The sequence below is a fragment of the Sorangium sp. So ce887 genome (genome assembly GCF_051521455.1).
Classification (GTDB): domain Bacteria; phylum Myxococcota_A; class Polyangia; order Polyangiales; family Polyangiaceae; genus Sorangium.
The window spans coordinates 680,125-696,109 of the sequence record NZ_CP150354.1 but is presented as its reverse complement, the minus strand read 5'-3'; the positions used below and the strand labels follow the sequence as shown (position 1 = coordinate 696,109).

Annotated in this window: 12 protein-coding genes; 2 read left to right on the top strand and 10 right to left on the bottom strand. The window is 71.4% G+C overall.

The window, feature by feature from the left end; translation table 11 throughout:
- Position 1: 1 nt before the first annotated feature.
- From WMF36_RS02725 to WMF36_RS02700, 6 genes are all read right to left on the bottom strand, one after another.
- A complete protein-coding gene (locus tag WMF36_RS02725; RefSeq protein ID WP_437578003.1) occupies positions 2-709 on the bottom strand; it encodes a YsnF/AvaK domain-containing protein in 708 nt (235 codons plus the stop codon).
- A 475-nt stretch (positions 710-1,184) separates the two neighbouring features.
- Positions 1,185-2,084 (bottom strand): hypothetical protein, encoded by a 900-nt coding sequence (locus WMF36_RS02720; protein ID WP_437578002.1) that lies wholly within the window; start codon positions 2,082-2,084, stop codon positions 1,185-1,187.
- Between the two features lie 12 nt (positions 2,085-2,096).
- Positions 2,097-2,921: a hypothetical protein gene (locus tag WMF36_RS02715; RefSeq protein ID WP_437578001.1), complete on the bottom strand. Its 825-nt coding sequence runs from the start codon at positions 2,919-2,921 to the stop codon at positions 2,097-2,099.
- A 292-nt stretch (positions 2,922-3,213) separates the two neighbouring features.
- Entirely contained in the window at positions 3,214-4,779 is a 1,566-nt protein-coding gene (locus WMF36_RS02710) for a vWA domain-containing protein (protein ID WP_437578000.1), read from the bottom strand.
- An 11-nt stretch (positions 4,780-4,790) separates the two neighbouring features.
- Complete coding sequence (locus tag WMF36_RS02705) at positions 4,791-6,248, bottom strand: hypothetical protein (RefSeq protein ID WP_437577999.1); 1,458 nt, start codon at positions 6,246-6,248, stop codon at positions 4,791-4,793.
- A gap of 456 nt (positions 6,249-6,704) precedes the next feature.
- Positions 6,705-7,862, bottom strand: a complete 1,158-nt coding sequence (locus WMF36_RS02700) for a zinc-dependent alcohol dehydrogenase (RefSeq protein ID WP_437577998.1) — start codon at positions 7,860-7,862, stop codon at positions 6,705-6,707.
- A 344-nt stretch (positions 7,863-8,206) separates the two neighbouring features.
- Here WMF36_RS02700 and WMF36_RS02695 point away from each other — a divergent pair, with 344 nt between their 5' ends.
- Positions 8,207-9,109 (top strand): DUF58 domain-containing protein, encoded by a 903-nt coding sequence (locus WMF36_RS02695; protein ID WP_437577997.1) that lies wholly within the window; start codon positions 8,207-8,209, stop codon positions 9,107-9,109.
- Position 9,110: 1 nt separating this feature from the next.
- Complete coding sequence (locus tag WMF36_RS02690) at positions 9,111-11,177, top strand: VWA domain-containing protein (protein ID WP_437577996.1); 2,067 nt, start codon at positions 9,111-9,113, stop codon at positions 11,175-11,177.
- Between the two features lie 662 nt (positions 11,178-11,839).
- Here WMF36_RS02690 and WMF36_RS02685 read toward each other — a convergent pair.
- The 4 genes from WMF36_RS02685 to WMF36_RS02670 form a co-directional block, all read right to left on the bottom strand.
- Positions 11,840-12,433 carry a Uma2 family endonuclease gene (locus WMF36_RS02685; protein WP_437577995.1) on the bottom strand — a complete coding sequence of 198 codons (594 nt, stop codon included), beginning with the start codon at positions 12,431-12,433 and terminating at the stop codon, positions 11,840-11,842.
- Between the two features lie 122 nt (positions 12,434-12,555).
- On the bottom strand, positions 12,556-13,104 hold the full coding sequence (locus tag WMF36_RS02680) for a hypothetical protein (RefSeq protein WP_437577994.1): 549 nt from the start codon (positions 13,102-13,104) through the stop codon (positions 12,556-12,558).
- 1 nt (position 13,105) lies between these two features.
- The gene (locus WMF36_RS02675) at positions 13,106-14,482 is read right to left on the bottom strand and encodes an AAA family ATPase (protein WP_437577992.1); all 1,377 of its coding nucleotides are present in this window, start codon (positions 14,480-14,482) and stop codon (positions 13,106-13,108) included.
- 126 nt (positions 14,483-14,608) lie between these two features.
- The gene (locus WMF36_RS02670) at positions 14,609-15,757 is read right to left on the bottom strand and encodes a serine/threonine-protein kinase (protein WP_437577991.1); all 1,149 of its coding nucleotides are present in this window, start codon (positions 15,755-15,757) and stop codon (positions 14,609-14,611) included.
- Positions 15,758-15,985 lie beyond the last annotated feature (228 nt).

Here is a 15,985-nt window from a genome sequence, read left to right as displayed (position 1 = left end):
CTCAGCGCCGCCTGCCGCCCGTCCCGGTGGCCCGCTCCGGCGGCATCTGCTCGGGCAGGGTGGCCGGTGTCTCGTCCAGCGTGTCCTCGCGCCGCACCTGCCCTTCGGTCCGGACCTCGGCCTCCTCGCGGCGGACCGTCGCCCGCGCCTGCGCCTCCTCCTGAACGACGTCCTTGCTGATCCGGAGCTCTTCCTTCACCACGGGCCGCTTCGAGATCTCCACCTGCTCCTCGCGGACGGGGATGCTGATCGACCCCTCTTCGACCGTCGTGCCGGACGCGACCGGACGCTCTCCGCTCGCGGGGACGCGCTCGACGCGCACGACCTCGCGCGCCACGGGCACGGAGACCTGCTTCTCCTCGGTCACGACCTCTTTCGTGACCTGGACCCGACCGACCTCCTCCACTGTCTTCCCGGCCGTGATCTCCTCCTCCACGAGCGGCACGCGGATCTCGCCGCCCGCCGAGATCCCCTCGGCCCCGCGCCCCGGGTCGCGGCCCCCGACGAGCTGGTCGCGGGCGTGGGTCAGGAGGATCTCCCCGTCCCGGATGCCGGCCACCTCGTCGTAATGCACGGCGTACTCCGTCGGGAAGAAGAAGCCCTTTTCGATCTCGAACGTGTCCACGTCGAGCCGCGTCACCTTGCCCAGCTTCTCGCCGTCCGAGCTCCGGACGACCATTCCACGCGTGATCTCCTGTTGCTTCACCATGATCTACCCCCAGCCCGGAATCCTCCGGCCCTGCATCGCGAGGGGCGCCGGCGGCACGGGCCGCTCGGCCCCCGCTGTGCTGCGCTCTCTCGGCCAACCGATCTCGTGGCAAGCTCTCTCTCGCCTCGTCTCGGGTCGCGGCCCCCTCCGGTGTCCCTCCCCGCCATGCAATCGTCATGCAATCCGAACGTCGGTCCTTCTGACGTCGCCGTTGCTCCGGACACCGACTTTGCCGAAAGCGCGCCGCCGCGCCCGTTTTGCCGAAAGCGCGCCGCCGCGCCCGTTCGGCCCCGTGCGTCGCGGTTACAGCGGCGCGATGCTCGATCCGCTGCTCCAGCCAGCGTGCCTGCGCGGCCGGCTCGGGCGCGCGGCCGGTACGGCGGTGCGCCCTCTGCCCGTCGGGCCGTGCTTCACCGAGAGCTCGACGAGGCTCGGCCCGACGTTCGGTCCCGGGGCTCCGTCGCTCGAAGAGGTGTCAGGGAGCGATGACGACCCGCCGCGCAGCGGTCGCGAGGTCGCCGTTCGGGTCCTCCAGGGCGATCTCGACGTCGAGCGCTCGGCCCCGGACGGCATCGACCATGAGGCCTCGATCCACCTGGAAGCGTATGCCGTAGATCTCGCAGAGGTCTCCCGCTGCTCTGTGCAGCGTGACCTGCGCGGTGAAGGGACGCAGCTCGAACTCGAGCTCGCGGAAGTAGCCCCCTACCCTCAGGCGCGAGCCCATCTGCCGGAGGCCGGTCACGCGCAGCGCGAGCCACACGTGGTGACCTCCTTGAGGGCCGGCCTCGATCGGCACCACCTCGCCCTCGTCGAGGGGGGCGAACGCGCTCTCCCCCTGCCCGATCACGACCTCCGGGTCGCCCGAGGAGGGCGTCTTGCACGCATCGGGTGCCGACGCGATCCACCTCGGATCGTGGTCGTCGAGCGCCGACGGGGCGATGAAGGGCTCGACGCACGCCCCCGCCGCGCAGGTCGCGCCGGCCGGGCACGCGATCGCGGAGCACGCCTCGTCGAGCGAGACAGGCAGGAGCAGCCTCCGCCCGCCGACCGCGCGGGTCGCGGCCGTCCGCGTCACGAGGGGCGAGGCCTCGCCGTCGCGGAACGCCGCGAAGGACACCTCGACCGCTGCGCCGTCGTGCGCCGGATCGAGCAGGAGCTCCGCAGGGAGCGACAGATCGCCCCCCCGGTACGAGAGACGCTCGGCGCGCGTGATGACGCCATCCACCTTCGTGGTGCTCTCGATCTGATCGACGTCGAAGCCGAGCGCCAGATCCGTCGTCAGGCCGACCACCACGAGCGCGTCGGCGTCCTCGCCCCCGCAGCCTGAGGCGCAGAGGGCGAGCAGCGCGAGCAGCGCCTCGGGGGTCGGCCGCACGATCACCTGCGATCAGCGCGACACGTGCGAGGACCGCTTGCGCCGCCGCGCGAGCCAGCCTGCCGCCGCGGCGAGCGCGGCGAACGGCGCGGCGAAGGAGGCCTTGCTCCCCGGGCTCGCGGCGCACATGCCGGCGGACAGATCGCCGCTCACGCCGTCTGTACCGATGGTGACCTCCGCCTCGGCCTCCACGGAGACACCCTGCGCGAGCAACGCGTTCACGCACGCCGGGACCTGCGATCCGGAGATGACGTACTTCCCATCACAGAAGAGCGCGCCGTCCCCGTTGCAGGAAGCATCGCAATTTGCGCGGAATTCGTGCTCGCAGTCCTCGAATTCCTTGTCCTGGCAGGTGGTCTGGCAGTCCATGTTCGCGTCGGCCGTGCACGAGCCCCCGCAGCACTCGATACAGTGCTGATAGCAGTCGCCATCCACCGTCACGCACTGGGCGTCGCACTCGCTGTCGCAGTTCGCGTCCCACGTCGCGGCGCACTGCGCGGCGTCGACGTCGGCGTTGACGGAGCACTCGGCGTCCCGCGTGGCGGTGCACTCGACGAAGCAGTTGTGGGAGCAGATGACGTTGAGGCCCCTCTTGCAGCCATCACTGCACTGCGTGGTGCAGCTGTCCGTGCATTCCGCCTCCGCCGAGAGCGAGCACTCCGTCTTGCAGACCGGCACGAGCCTCGTGGCGCACGCCGTCTTGTAGATCCCGAGCTCGCTGCAGCCCGCCGAGCACTCGGCCGTGACGCGCAGTTCACAGTTCGACAGCTCGTCGAAGCGAATGTTGCCGCATTCCTCGACGCCGGCGCTCGCGGGGAGAGCGGCCGTCAGACACACGATGATACTCGCCAACCCAAGAACGCTGGATGTTCGCACGATGAATTCTCCTTCTCGAACGGCCGCAAACACAGGATCCTACACAACGCAATTACCGCCAGGGAAGCGCTATTTGCGCGGTGCCCGTTCGCGGCGCGCGGGGAGTGTTTCATCACACTCCGGGCACGCTCCGATCGCGCCTGTGAACGCCTGTTGATACGGTCCATGTGAATGCCGGGCGACAGCCTCGCCCGGCGCGCGCTGGCCGCCGCGGCGGATCACGGCCGCGGCGGCCTCGCGGGAACCGCGTGATTCAATCGGCGGGCCAGGGGTTCGGCGGCTCCGCGGGCGTGTAGGGCTGCACGTCCGCTTCCGCCATGATGAGGTTCTCGATGAACAGGTTGACGTAGCGCAGGTCGTCCTCGACGTCCGGGTCCGGGTGCTCCTCGAGCCACGCCTCGACGTTCGGGCGCAGCGCCTCGAGCGTGCGCCGCGCGGTGCGGGGATCGGCGTCGGCGGCGAGCTGGGCGGCGAGCCTGAACCCGGCGTAGAGGTTCAGCATCACGAAGCCCTTCTCGACGGTATCGCCGGAGAAATAGCCGCCCTCGGGCGGCGCGTCGGGCGTGCTCGGCGCCTCGATGTCCACCTGCTGCGCGTGGGTCTCGCCCGTCAGCGGGTGCTTCCACGACAGCGCGAGGGAGCCCACGGCGTGGGGATCGCCGACGCCTTGCTGATCGGGCTTCGGCACGAGCTCGAGCACGATGGCGCCGCCGCCGCCGCGCCGGCCGGAGCCGACGGGCTCCGAGGCGCTGGTCCGGCCGGCGAGGAAGAGGCTCGGGATGTGCACGGCCCCGCCGCGCTCACTGCCCTGCCAGCCGTTCGTGCCGTAAGCGCCGCGCACGACGTAGCCGTCGCCCACGGCGACGTCGAGCTCGACGTCGAGCGCCAGGGGCACGAGGAACGTCTTCACCTCCTCCGTGAAGACCTCCTCCACCGCCTTCGGGTCCTCGAGGAAGTAGAAGTTGCCCGCGCCGACCTCGCTGATCCCGCGCATCGCGCCGACGTCGAACTCCGCGCCGACGCCGACGGCCGTGACGCCGATCCCCTTCTCCGCGTACCCCCGCGCGAGCGACACGAGCCGCTCCGGAGAGGTGAGCCCGGCGGTGGCCACGCCGTCGGACAGGAAGATCACGCGGTTCTGCCAGGCCGGATCGAGGTGCCGCTCCGCGACCGCGAACGCGGTGAAGAGCCCCTCGTAGAGGTTGGTCGACCCGGCGGCGACGAGGCCCTCGAACGCCTCGGTGAGCGCCTCCCGGTCCGAGCCCTCCGCCTGCTCCAGGACGACCTCGGCGGTGTTCGAGTAGCGGACGAGCGAGATCCGATCGGTCGGCCCGAGCGCGTCGATCATCTCGACGAGCCCCGCCTTCAGGTAGGCGATGGGGTCGCCCAGCATCGAGGCGCTCGTGTCGACCGCGATGACGAGGTGCAGCGGAGGCCGCTCGAGCGCGCCGAGGTCCACGGGCGAGTTCATCCCGATCTGGATGAGCGTGCAGGGCGACCCGCTGATCATGTTGCCCATGATCCCGAGCAGGCCGTGCATGCACACGTCGTCGCCGCAGGTCGCGGCCGGGTAGTCGAGCTTGTGCTCGGCGAAGAAGCCGACGTCGTCGAGCGTGTCCGGCCCGGGGATCTCGCCGTCCTCCAGGATCTGGCGGAACAGGCCGAAGTCCTGCGAGCCGCCCTGGGAGACACCCACGCTGCCCGGGGGCGCCTCGGGCGAGGCGAAGTCGCCGGAATCGCCCTCATCGGAGCTGCAGCCGATCGCGCCGAGCGCCGCGGCGGCGCCGAGCGCGAGGACATGATGGATTCGAAGCTTCATGGCGTGATCTCCTACGGCGCCGCGGTGGCGGCGATCCAGACCGACTCGAGCAGGCGGGGTTGATCGATGGGAGCGGTGAAGCACTCCGCGTTGCGGACGGGCATGTCCTCGGCGCGCACGACGAGGAGCGTCTCGGCGCCCTCGGCGAGCGTCGCGCTCTCTCCGGCGCGCAGGGAGACGACCCCGGAGACGCCGTCGCCGAGGAGCGACACCTCGAGCGGCGCGACAAGGCTGCCGCACGCGTCGTGGAACCCGCTGCAGCCCTTGAGCGGGGTGAGCTCGGCCAGGAAATCGGTGGACGCCTGCCGTCCGACCATCGATCCGCGGGCGAGCACGTTGCCTTGCAGCACGAGCACGGCGTGCGTCTCGCTCTCGATGTGGATGCCGCGCGCGAGTGCCCGCTCGTTTTCCGGGCGCTCCGGATAGTCGCCGCCGTCGATCGCGACCCGGCTCACGTGGAGGAGCTCGCCTTCGCTGAACGGGATCGCCTCCGCGGGGGCGCAGAGGAAGAACGTATCGCCGCGACCGCCGCGCTCGAGCGCGAGGGCGTGGCACCCGTCCGGAGACGACGTGATGCCGGTGAGGACCGCCGCCTGGGAGACGGGCAGGGTCCAGTCGAGGCGGCTCCCCTGGGTGGAGACGCCGCACGCGTCCGCCGGCGGCGGGGGCTCGGCGGGCGGCGCGTCGAACACCGCCGGGTGCTCGGCGAGCTCGAGCCTGGCCCCGGCGCGCTGCAGCGCGATCATCCGATCCGGCAGCGAGTTTTCGGTCGTGGTGACGAGGAGCTGCTCCGGGAACTGCTCCGCCGACCACGCGAGCAGCGTGAGCGGCAGCCCGTCGGCGTCGATCAGGTAGGCCTCGCACCCCGCGTTGCCCAGCGGGAGCGCGCGGCCGGGCGCGATGAGCCAGGTCTCGGCGTTCGCGAACAGATCGCGCGAGAGGGTGCCCGCCGGATCGGCGAGCATGGCGCTGCAGTCGACCCGCGCCGTCTCCCGGAGCCGGCGCACGCGGAAGAGCTGCTCGGTCTCGGTCGCATTGCCGATCACGAGCGACGCGAGCTCCTGCGGCTGCGGCGGCAAGCAGCCCTCGGCCTCGCCGCACGGGGGCGGCTCGTAGCTCGTGGCCACGCACGAGAGGCTGCCCACCATCAGCGCCAGCCGGTGCGCGATCGGGCGCTGCGCGGGCTCGGGCCGCCGCGCGGCCTCGCCGAGCACGCGGTACGACACGAGGAGCACCGGCAGCGCGAGCAGGTCGGTCGGGTCGACGGTGATGCGCCACGGGAGCGGCGTGAGCGCCATGAGCCCCTCGACCGCGCGGGCGGCCTCCGGAGCGAGCTTGATGGCGGAGAAGACGGAGCCGGTGGCGACGTGCGCCCCGAGGAAGCCGCGGCGCGAGGAGACGCGGAGCAGCGAGGCGAGGACCGCGGGCGCGACCAGCAGCCCGGCGAAGTCGCTGAGCTTTCCGGTCACCCATCCGGGGAGCAGGCCGGATCCCTTGAGGGCGTGATCGTTGAGGACGAGGAGCGCCAGGGCTCCTATCCATAGTGGGTGAAGGAGCGATCGATACGAGCGCAGATCTCGATGCATCAGAGCTGTCCTTCCGTGCGATGAGGGGCCAGCACGGTGGCCAAGCAAGCGAGCGAGTGGCTTGCCGAGGACCGCCCCAAAGCAAGGGGCATACCCCGAAAAAATATTCACAGAAACAATAGGTTAGGCAACGACACAGCGGCGCGCCCCCTGACGCCGATGTCAGGCGGCCGGTCCGCGCCGCGCGACGGGTGCGCCGTGGCGCCCGCGTCCCGCGCGCTCGGGCCGGATCCGAGGGCGAGCGCCGTCGGCGGGAGCTTCGGCGACGTCTCCCTCGCCGACGGGGGAAAGGTTGGGTGCGGAGCGCGCGCTGGGCGCGCGGAGGGCGGTGGATCCGGGTCAGGGCGTGAGGACGACCTTGACGCAGTCCTCGAGCTTCTTGTTGAAGACCTCGTAGCCGTGCGGGGCGCGCGAGAGCGGCAGGCGGTGGGTGATGATGTCGTCCGCCCGGAGGTGGCCCTCCTGGATGTGCTTCAGGATCGGGTCGACGAAGTTGTGCGCCGGCGCCTGGCCGGCCCTCATCCTGAGGCCCTTGTCGAAGAACTGGCCCAGCGGGAAGTTGTCGTAGGGCACGCCGTAGACGCCCACGACCGGAACGACCCCGCCCCGGCGCACGGCGCTGAAGGCGAGCTTGAGGGCCGATATCGTCCCGACCTGGCCGTGAAGCACGTTGGCGGCCTTCTCGAGGACGGTGCGATGCGCCTCCATCCCGACCGCGTCGACGCACACGTCCGCGCCGCGCCCGTCCGTCATCGAGCGGATCGCCTCGACGACATCGACCTTGTCGAGCTGGAGGGTCTCGGCCCGGGCGACCTCGCGGGCCTTCTTCAGGCGGTACTCCTCCCGATCGACGCCGATGACGCGCCCCGCGCCGCGCAGCCAGGCGCATTTCATGGTCGCGAGCCCGATCGGCCCACACCCGAACACGGCGACCGTCTCTCCGCCCTTGAGCTCGGCCCACTCGATCGCCGTCCACCCGGTGGGCAGGACGTCGGTCGCGAAGAGGACCTGCTCGTCGGTGAGCCCCTCGGGCACCTTCCGCGGCCCGAAGTCGGCGTACGGGACGCGGACGAGCTCGGCCTGACCCCCGTCGTAACCGCCGTAGAGGTCCGTATACCCGAAGAGGGCAGCGCCCTTGCTCTCGATCACGCCGCCTTCGGGGCCATAGTGCTTTGGATTCGATTGCTCGCAGTGGACGGGGAGCTCCGCCTGACAGAAGAAGCAACGTCCACACGCGATGGGGAACGGGACAATGACCCTGTCCCCCTTCCTCAGCTTCGTGACCAGCGAGCCTGTCTCTTCCACGATGCCCATGAACTCGTGGCCGAGCACCATGGGCCTCGCCTGGGGGAAGAAGCCGTTGTAGATATGAAGATCGGAGCCGCAGATCGCGGTCGCGGTGACGCGCACGATGGCGTCGGTGGGCTCCTCGATCCTGGGATCCGGGACGTCTTCGACGCGGACGTCGGAGGGTTTGTGGAAAACAAGCGCCTTCACGATGCCTCCTCCTCTGGTGAACCACCGGTACAGGGCGATCGACGGCTCTGGCCGGTCGAGCCCACGCACGAACAGCTGGACCGCTGCGTGGCTCACTGTGGCGGGCATAAAGCGAGCCACGGAGGGAAGGCGCGCCAGCGGACGAAACCTGGAGGGCCATGGCGAATCCAGATGTGGCGCCGCGCCCCAGGGTGACGGTTTGTCTCGGAGCCGGCGCGGCAGCCGTGGGCCGGGCCCGCCCGCCGCCTCTCGCGGCGCGCGGGTGGCCGTTCCTCGGTGCGCGGGCGGCCGTTCCTCCGCGGCCCGCTGGCACCTCCGCCCGCGCCGAGGTCTACTCGTCTCCGGTGCTCCGCTCCTCTTCTTCCGACTCCGCTTCCGAGCCGCTCCTCGGCGCGAGCTTCGTCCGCGAGCTCGAGGTCCTGCAGCGGCGGCTCGAGATCCGCGCCCGCTCCGGGGGCGCCGGCGAGCACCTCGCGCGGCGCCGCGGCGGGTCGGCCGAGTTCAAGGAGCACCGGGCCTACGCGCCCGGCGACGACATGCGGCGCATCGACTGGGCGGCCTACGCGCGCACCGGTGAGCCGGTGCTCAAGCTGTTCCGCGCCGAGGAGGACGTCATCGCCCGGATCGTGTGCGACGCGTCGGCGTCGCTCGACTTCGGGGAGCCCACGAAGCTCGACGCCGCCCGGCGGCTCGCGGCCGCGATCGGCTACATGTCGCTCGCGCGCTCCGAGCGCGCGCAGCTCTTCGTGGCGGGCGACGGCATCGCCCGCAAGCACGCGCCGGTGCGCGGGCGCGCCGGGCTCGCCGCGCTCCTCCGCGCCCTCGACGGCGTGAAGGCGGCCGGCGGGACCCACCTCGCCCGGGCCATCGACGCCGTCGTGCGGCAGAGCGCCCGGCCGGGCCTCCTCTGCGTCGTCTCCGATTTCTTCGACCCCGGCCCCGTCACGGCCGCGCTCGGGCGCGCGGCGCAGGCGGGCCACGACGTCGCGGTCCTCCAGGTCGTCGCCGCCGAGGAGCTCGCGCCGAGCTTCGAGGGGGACCTGACGCTCGAGGACGCCGAGACCGGGGCGCTCGTCGACGTCACCCTGGACGCCGCGGCCCTGGCCGCCTACGCGGCGCGCTTCGCCGGCCTCTGCGAGGCGCTGCGCGGCTGGGCCCGCCGCCACGGGGCGACGTACGTGCGGGCGCGAAGCGACGAGCCGCTCGAGGGCGCCGTCCGCCGCTTCGTTTCGAGGAGCGTCGACTGACGTGGCCGCGCCGCTCGCCCAGGCCTCCGCGGGGGCTCCGTTCGCGCTGCTCTCGCCCGGCGGCCTCTGGCTGCTCGCGCTGCTCGGCCCGCTCGTGCTCCTCTACATCCTCAAGATCAAGCGCAGCCGCCGCCGCGTCCCCTCGACGTGGCTCTGGGCCGCCGCGCAGCGCGACCTCATGGCGCGCGCGCCGTTCAGGAAGCTCATCGCCCAGCTGCCGCTCGTCCTGCAGGCGCTCGCCCTCGCGCTCCTCGCGCTCGCCCTCGCCCGCCCCGCCTCGCGCGGGCGCGAGCTCACCGGCGATCATGTGGCCATCCTCCTCGACGCGAGCGCCTCGATGTCCGCGGCCGCGCGGGGGCCGTCCGGCGAGCCGACGACGCGCATCGAGCTCGCCAAGCAGCTCGCCAGGGACCTCCTCGCCGGCCTCGCCCCGGGCAGCGACGCGCTGATCCTCGAGGCGGGGCGCGACGCGCGCCTCGTCGCGGCGCTCGATCGCGATCTCGTGCGGCTCAGGGCGGCGATCGACCCGATCGCCGCGCGCGACGTCGAGGGCGACCTCGGCGCCGCGGTCGCCCTCGCGGCCGACCGGCTCCGGCAGCTCGGCGGCGCCCGCCGGATCGTCGTGATCACCGACGGCAACCTGGCCCGCCCCGGCTCGCTGCGCGGGGTGTCGGTCCCGCTCGAGGTCATCACCGTCGGCGATCCGGTGGACAACGCGGCCATCGTCCGCGTCGACGTGCGCTCCGGGAGCGAGAGCGCGGGCGCGAGCGGCGCGGCCGGCGCGAGCGGCGAGCGACCGGAGGGCCGCGAGGAGGTGCAGGCCTTCCTCGTGGTCGCGAACTTCGGGGCGCAGCCGCGCGACGTCTACGTGACGATGCGGCAGGACAGCGCCGTGGACGTGCTCAGCTCGCGGCGCGTGCTGGTGAAGCCGGGCGAGCGCCTGCCGGTCGTGCTCACGTTCCGCCCGTCGCCCGGCGACTACCGCAAGGGGCTCGTCTTCGAGCTCTCGCCGCCCGACGCGATGCCGCTCGACGACGTCGCCTACGGCCGCGTGCCGGCCGGCGACAGGCTCCCGGTGTTCCTCGCGTCGGGCGGCGGGGGTGAGGGCGATCCGGGCCGGGGCGGGCAGCCGGCGACGGCCTCGGGCAGCTCCGCGTGGCTCGAGCGGGCGCTCGCGTCGGACCCGATGACCTCGGTCACCTCGGGCGGGCTCGCGGATCTCCTGGGGGCGCCCGGGCTCGATCCCGACACGTTCGTCGTGATCGACGGCGCCTGTCCGCCCGATCCGCCGGGCGGCGATCTGCTGATCGTGAACCCGCCGCCCGGGCGCTGCTTCGGCACGCTCGTCGGGCAGACGCTCGAGCGCCCCACCCTCACGTCGTGGGACACGGCCGATCCGCGGCTGCGCTTCCTCACGCTGGACGGCGTGCACCTCCGCGCCGCCTCGTCCCTCACGCCGGAGGGCGCGGCGCAGGCGCTCATCCGCGCCCAGGAGGGCACGATCGCGACCGACATCTCCACCTCGTCGCGGACCGGCACGCTGCTCGGCTTCGACGTGGGCGAGAGCGACTGGCCGCTCAAGGCGTCGTTCGTGCTCTTCGTGCGCAACCTGCTCGAGCAGGCGCGGGCGCACCGCGCCCATGGCATCACCGGCCCGGCGCGCACCGGCGAGCCGCTGCGCGTGAGCGTCCCCGCGACGGCGCGGGATCTCCAGGCCACCGGCCCTGCCGGCGAGCGGCTCGACGTCGCGCAGCGCGCCGGCGTCGCGGTGATCGCCGAGACGCCGCGCGCCGGCCTCTACCGCCTCGCCTGGCAGGGACCGCAGGCCGGGTCGGTCGTCGTGCCGGCGAACCTCACGAGCGTCGCCGAGAGCGATCTTGCGCCGAGGCCGCTCGTCACGGAGGGCGGCGGCGAGGTCGCGGTCTCCAGCGCGGCGGGCGAGCCGGACGCCCACATCGAGTGGACCTGGCTCGTCGCCCTCGCGGCGCTCGCCTTCGTGCTCTTCGACGTCTGGTACTTCACGCGCGTGCCCCGGCCGCTGCGGGGGCACGAGCCGCCTGCAGCCTAGTACTACAGCCGCACGTCGGTGAGCACCGAACGAGCTGGGCTCCATCCGTGTGCGGAGGAGCCAAGCGTCACGATCGTCCGCCCGCTCATCGAAATCCGCGGAGATTCCGCGACGTGCGGCTGTAGTACTAGAACACCAATCATGTTGAAACCGGGAGAAATTTCACAGGGAGGCGGGGAGGCGGGGAGGCGGGGAGGAAGAAAAAAAAGAATCTCTCCCTCTCGCCGTCTCTCGCTCCCCGCCTCCTCGCCTCCCTGTGAAATTTCTGCTTTTTTTCGGGGTTTCAACCCGTTTGTCGCTCTATGCCTCGTCGCCCACTCGCCCCGCCCTCAAGGGCCGACCGTCTGCTCGACCGGCGGCCGCGCGTTGCAGCCGGTGCCTCCCGGAAAGCCGTGGGGGGACGATCCGAGGCGAAAAGGGCGCCTGACCGGGGGGCCACGGGGGGTCCGAGGCGAAAAGGGCGCCTGACCGGGGGGCCACGGGGGGTCCGAGGCGAAAAGGGCAGCCGTGGAGCCCTTCAGGGGAACCGTGGAGCGGTTCGGGGCAGCGATGAGGCGGTTCGGGGCAGCGATGAGGCGGTTCGGGGCAGCAAGGAGGCGGTTCGGGGCAGCAAGGAGGCGGTTCGGGGCAGCGAGGGGGCGGTGACCTTGAGCGGCGCGGTATTAGAGTGCGTCGTCCTCGTCGAGCCCTTCCCACCACTCGGCCAGGTCGATCTCGACGTCCTCGAACGGCGCGGCGCGCACCTTCTCGTCTCGCCCGTGGAGACCCAGCTCCACCCACCGCCCGTGCTCGAGCTGGCTGACCAGCAACGTCCGCCGGGCGGGATCCACGTACCAGAGGTGAGGCACACCGATCTCGGCGTAGAAGCGGCGTTTCACGAGGTTGTCGTAGCTCGCCGTGCGCGGCGAGAGGAGCTCGCAACACCAGTCGGGGACGAGCGCGATGGGCTCCCTGGGCTGCGGCGGTGCGGGCATGCGCGCGCGGCGCCAGCCTGCAACGTCGGGCGAGATCTCGGGCGCGCGCTCGAGCTGGATGCCCGGCTCGGAGAGGATCCACCATCCCCCCGGACCGCCCCTGCCCCGCTGGTAGGGGTTCTTGAGGTCGGCCGTGATCAGATCCTCGATGTTCGCGTGGACGAAGCGCGGGCGTGGAAAGGCGTACAGCGTGCCGTCGATGATCTCGCCCCGCCAGCCGGGCGGCAGCTCGTCGAGATCGGCGAGCGTGGCGGGCCGGACGAGCTTCTCAGCGAGGTTCATGCGCTACCTGCGCGAGCATACACCGCCGCGGCATCGGGGGCTGGGGCCCCGAGCAGGTTCGGTACCGCCGAGCAAACGCCGGCACACCTCCCCGGGTCGATCCCGTACCCCCGCGCGGCGCACTACGCGCTTCGGCCGGGCGACGGCTCGTCCGCGGGCAGGCCCTGAAGCCAGGTGACCGCCTCGTCCCAGCTCAAGGCGCGCCTCGGATCGGCTTCGCGAAGCCGCCGCCATTCCTCGCCCGCGTCATGGGTGATGATGCGCGATGCGGCGTCTTCCTCGACGGCGAGGGCGATGAGCCAGTCCGTGGTCATCGGCATCTTTCCAGGGAGGATCTTGAAATCGGCGATCAGCTCGCCCCCGAGGGTACACTGCTTCGCCAGCTCCCAATCGCGGTCCGTCGGATACCGCTGGCACAAGCTGTCGGCCCATCGAGCGGCCGTCGGATGATCAAGGTGGATGTCGATGATCTGGATGCCACACTGGCGGAGGAAGCTATCGAAGCGGGCCTCCGAGAACCGGCCGCCGGCGCGTACTCGCATCTGGCGACGCCTTTCGAGGTAGACCTGCGCGTGGACGACAACCTCGATCCCTTTGCTCCCGGCCAGACTGCACAGCTCTTCGATGGCCGTGACGCTGCGCGCCACGTTGGTGTCAATCCAGAGCCGCACGTCAGGCATCCTTAGAGGATGCATCGCCAAGACCGAACTGCTCGTCGAGCTCTGAGGCAGTCCATGCCTCCCAGCGGCCCTCCGGTCGGGAACGCAGGAACCACAGATACCCGCCGCTCTGCAGCTCGAGATCGCCGCGCATCTCCGCGGGGATCTGCGTGTAGCCCTCGGGTGTCACCCAGTGCTGCTTGGCGCCGCTCTTGCTCGCGCGATCTTGAAAGTCGCGATCCGAGCGCGAAGGCTGCCGCGTGACGAGCGTCTCCCCCTCGGGGGAGCGGCTGAACCGGAGCACCTCCGGGCCGTCGAAGACCTGGACGTGGCTCTCGAGGAAGATCTGGTCGACGATCCCGCGTTGCACCTGCTCGCGCAGGATATCGCGGACGAGCTCCTGGTTCTCGGGATGCAGGCTCATCTCCGGCTCCTCGATGGCAACCAGGCCGGCGCGGGACGTGAGCACGGCCGCGACGAGAGCGACCACCTGCTGCTCGCCCGAGCTGAGCTCGGAGAGCCGTAGGATCTGCTTGCCCCGGACCTCGAAGCGCAGATCGGTGACCTCCCCGCCAGCCACTGGAGCGCGGAGCACGGAGATCTCTCGATCCGACAGCGTCTTGAACCGATGGATGAGCTCCACGAAGACGCGCCAGCGCTCCGTCTCCTCCGGATCGAGCGACGTCGCCAGCGCCAGGAGGCGTTCGGCCGTGGTGGCGGACAGCGTGCTGCTCCCCTCGTCGCGCGGCCCCCCCTCACCGATGGCCCGGAAGTCGCGACGGCGAGCGTCCAGCAGGAAGAACGGCTTGCTCCCGGGGCCGAGCGGCGCCACGAGGGCGTTCTGCAGCGGGGAGATCTCATCAATTTGCAGGATGTTTCCCGTGCCATCCTTCAGCACGACGCCGCCCGCGTTCTTGCCCGCTCGCGGCGCCTCCCACAAGTTCGCCGGGGCGGAACGCCTCCTCTCCAGCCGCAGGAGGACGTCGTTGCCCGACGGGGTCAGCGTGACGCGGAGCGCGCCGAGGCGCGCATCATCGAAGTGAACCTCCACCCACTGCGGATCGCGAACACCGGGAGGCCAGCTCCGGTGGTTCATCCACAAGCCGAAGTGTTCGTCTCGAAACCCCCACGGCAGCTTGCGCGCGGCGTCCGGTGGGCTCGTCCCGCCAGCGCCAGCGACCGAGCGCAAGCAGTACGAGGCAACGCGAAAGAACAGGTCGATCGCCGCCAGCGCATTGGATTTGCCGGCGCCGTTGGCCCCGTGGAACACGGGCATCTCGTCCGCCACGCCGTCGGACGTGAAGACGATCTCCGTGGGCCTCCGAAACGTCCGGAAATTTTCGATCACGAGCCGCGCGATGCGCAGCGACGGTGTAGCGCGAGCGTTCACCCGCCAAAGCAGAGCAACACGCGGGCCGCGAGGTCAAGCGAAGCAGCCCGCCGGGCCCCTGCTCCAGCCAGCCCGCCGCTCGCTCACCCCCACCGCTCTGGGCCCGGACCGCTCAGCGGCGCGTCCTCACTGGCAAACCACCTGCTCGGCAGACGACCGGCCCCGGTGCAGCAGCCGGTGCCCCCGGCGGCGCGACGACCACCGGCGGCTTGGCCTGGCCCGCTCTTCCACCCATGAAAAGCGTGGCGCTATGCCACAGCTCACGGGCGCGCAGGTCTCTTCCTGCGGGAGCCACTCCCCCTCGAGCGACACGCCCCGCACGTCCTCCCGGACGCCCCGCGACCGGAGCCACGCGGCGAGCGCCTCGCCGAGCTCGCGCATGCTCGACCAGCGCGAGGTCGGCTCCTTTTGCAGCCCGCGGTCCATGATCGCCCAGAGATCCGCGTCGAGGCCGCGCGTATCGACCAGGGACGGCACCGCGTCCTGCAGGACCGCGCGCAGGCCGTCCAGCGCGTTCCTCGACGAAAACGGCGGGCGGCCCGACAGCAGCTCGTACAGCATCGCGCAGAACGACCAGATGTCGGCGCGGCGATCGAGGTCGGGGGCGGCGAGCACCTGCTCCGGCGGCATGTAGTCCGGGGTCCCGAAGACATCGAAGCTCCCCGACGCCTGGCTCTCCTCGCGCTCGGAGACGAGCTTCGCGACGCCGAAATCCACGACCTTCGGCTGCAGCCGGCCGCCGGCGCGGCGCACGAGCATCACGTTGTCCGGCTTGAGATCGCGGTGGACGACCCCCTTCTCGTGCACCGCATGCATCGCGCCCGCGACCGGCAACAGCAGCGCGATCGCCCGCTCCGACGTCATCCTCCCCTCGCGCGACAGCACGCTCCTCAGCGACTCGCCCTCGATGAGCTCCATCACCAGGTAGGGATCGCCCTTGGCGTCCTCGCCGAAGTCGAACATCCGGACGACCTCCGCATGATTCAGCCGGCCGGCGGCGCGCGCCTCGCGGAGGAAATACTCGGCCAGCTCCGCCGAGCGGAGCTCGGGCCGCATCAGCTTGATCGCGACCTCGGATCCGAGCACGACGTGGGCCCCGACCCAGACCGTGCCCATCGCGCCCTCGCCGAGCTTGCGGACCAGCCGGTACTTTCCCGCGACGAGATCCCCCTCCTGGTAGCGCGCGCTGCACGGGGGCTCGCCGAACCCCTCGTCCAGGTCCCATGAGCCGTCGTCCGAGGTGCTCCAGGCGTCCGTGGTCTCGATGCGCGACATGATCTCTCCTGCCCCCTGCTGCGCGGCCTCGCCGCCCGTGCCCGCGCTGAAGCAGACAACGTGCCATCTTGGACAAAGATGGAAATGGGGACAGGACGGGCCAAAATGCCGCCTGATTTCCGCTCTAAACCGACAGGGGCGCCGCACGGCTGCCTCGATGGGGCACTCGGCCACACCTCGCCGAAGCGGCATCCCCGGGGCGCCGCAAAGATGATTTACTGCGCCTCC